Here is a 1,281-nt window from a genome sequence, read left to right as displayed (position 1 = left end):
GCAGGAGATCGGCAGCGCCAAAAGCCAGACGCGCAATGCACATGCGGTGATCAATCATCTGAACTTCTGTATGATGGCGACGACCATTACCGGGATCTATGCCGATCGCATCAAGGCAGATCCCCAACGGCGCCATGTGGTCAAAGGGCGTACCAGTTTTGCCTTTTCCGATGTCCGGAGACTGATTGCCGATGCCGCGCTATCTGAGGATTTTCTCAGACTTTGGCCAGACCGGGAGAAATGCCGGCAAAATACTTTCGTCTCCCTTCTGCTACGCATGGTGGCTTGAGTTTGCAAGATCAGGGAAGTGAAAATAATGGTGAAACTTCAGTCTCCTGAAAATCAGTAACCAATACCCAAAACATACACTTCTTTGCCGTTGCCAGCCTGCCGTGACTACGAAACCCGCTGTGTCGGCCTCCCAAACGATCGTGCCTGCCTCGGTCGTCGATTGACTTGTCGGAAGTACGCGCGTTGCCTAGACAGGGCTCGATGATCTCGACGATGCTGGTGGGAGTGTAGAACTCGCCGCCCTTCTACCCCTCGGTCATGGCGAATTTGCCGAGGAAGTATTTGTAGATCCTGCCGAAGGCGTCGCCCTCAATGTCCATGAAAATGGAGCCCATCAGCTTGAGCAGCTCCACCAGGGTGGCGTTCTCCAGCCGGTTGTAGGTCTTGGGCAGCACGTCTTTGAGGTCGGGATCCTCTTGCTCGATGGCCCGCATGGCATCGTTGATCGCCTAGCCCAAGCGTGTCTTCGGCCTCGTGATAGATTTTGGGGCATCCCAGCCCCAAAATCAACTCGGCCTTTGACAACCTATTTGTGCCCCAGCCGTGTCGTGTCCCGTGTGATTATATTCCAAAAATGAGCTATCCTTTGTTCCGAACCCGCCAGATATTGAACGACTGGCTCACGCAAAACCCGGAGGAAGCATAACGCCATGGTCATCCATCCACAAGCCCGTACCACACTAAAGCTTCGTGCTGAGATCAAGGCTCAACGTGATCGTAAGCAGGTGGACCTTGCCAAGCAATACAATTTAGCGTCAGGAAGGGGCGCTTTTTCGACTTTATAGAGAAAGTACCCTTCAAAATTATTCTTGATTACCCACCAATCTCAGCCATTCGCAAGAAACGATACGGCATGGGAGGCGTCCTGATGCCAACGTAGGCGAGTCGCTCAATCATGTCATCCAATCGATACCGCCGGTTGAACCGATACTCAAACTCTGCAAGATACCTGGGAACATGCTTAAGGCTTACAGAATGAAAGGTTCCGGT

3 protein-coding genes and 1 pseudogene are annotated in these 1,281 nt (G+C 52.5%); 2 read left to right on the top strand and 2 right to left on the bottom strand.

Annotation, left to right across the window (positions count from 1 at the left end; translation table 11 throughout):
- Positions 1–289, top strand: a pseudogene (locus ACOCD2_RS20420) (IS701 family transposase); the annotation flags it as partial.
- A 247-nt stretch (positions 290–536) separates the two neighbouring features.
- Here ACOCD2_RS20420 and ACOCD2_RS20415 read toward each other — a convergent pair.
- Complete coding sequence (locus tag ACOCD2_RS20415) at positions 537–725, bottom strand: hypothetical protein (RefSeq protein ID WP_419625994.1); 189 nt, start codon at positions 723–725, stop codon at positions 537–539.
- On the opposite strand from ACOCD2_RS20415, the gene ACOCD2_RS20410 reads away from it, so the two are divergent.
- The gene (locus ACOCD2_RS20410; RefSeq protein WP_419625992.1) at positions 708–869 is read left to right on the top strand and encodes a hypothetical protein; all 162 of its coding nucleotides are present in this window, start codon (positions 708–710) and stop codon (positions 867–869) included. The genes ACOCD2_RS20415 and ACOCD2_RS20410 overlap by 18 nt on opposite strands.
- A gap of 235 nt (positions 870–1,104) precedes the next feature.
- On the opposite strand, the gene ACOCD2_RS20405 is transcribed toward ACOCD2_RS20410, so the two are convergent.
- Positions 1,105–1,281, bottom strand: a 177-nt coding sequence (locus tag ACOCD2_RS20405; protein WP_419625996.1) for a transposase, incomplete at its 5' end; no start/stop codon positions are given.

It is taken from the genome of Thiolapillus sp. (assembly GCF_048562965.1).
Classification (GTDB): Bacteria; Pseudomonadota; Gammaproteobacteria; order Chromatiales; family Chromatiaceae; genus Thiolapillus; species Thiolapillus brandeum_A.
This window is presented reverse-complemented; position numbering and strand designations above follow the sequence as displayed.

What these genes read in the sequence shown, in the direction of transcription:
- ACOCD2_RS20415 (WP_419625994.1), bottom strand. Translation starts at nt 725, where the DNA reads ATGCGGGCCATCGAGCAAGAGGATCCCGACCTCAAAGACGTGCTGCCC.